General features: G+C 53.5%; 1 protein-coding gene. It reads left to right on the top strand.

What is annotated here, in order from left to right:
* Positions 1–404, top strand: a 404-nt coding sequence (nfuA, locus tag EVJ32_RS16045; RefSeq protein ID WP_131459134.1) for a Fe-S biogenesis protein NfuA, incomplete at both ends; no start/stop codon positions are given.

The following is a 404-nucleotide window of genomic DNA, read 5'->3' as shown; positions in this document are numbered from 1 at the left end:
ACACAAATCCGCGTATTTGTGATTAACCCTGGCACGCCTAACGCTGAATGTGGCGTTTCTTATTGTCCGCCGGACGCTGTGGAAGCCACCGACACAGCCCTGAAATTTGACCTGCTGACCGCGTATGTTGATGAGTTAAGCGCACCATACCTGGAAGATGCAGAGATCGACTTTGTTACCGACCAGTTGGGTTCCCAGTTAACGCTGAAAGCCCCGAACGCCAAAATGCGTAAAGTGGCAGACGATGCACCGCTGATGGAGCGCGTGGAGTATATGCTGCAGTCGCAGATCAACCCACAGCTTGCTGGTCACGGTGGTCGCGTTTCGCTGATGGAAATCACCGAAGACGGTTACGCCATTCTGCAATTTGGCGGCGGCTGTAACGGTTGTTCCATGGTCGATGT

The organism is Exiguobacterium sp. SH5S4 (assembly GCF_004337045.1).
GTDB classification, from domain to species: domain Bacteria; phylum Bacillota; class Bacilli; order Exiguobacteriales; family Exiguobacteriaceae; genus Exiguobacterium; species Exiguobacterium aurantiacum_A.
Note: the sequence above shows the minus strand (reverse complement) of the source record. Positions and strands in the feature narration are given on the sequence as shown.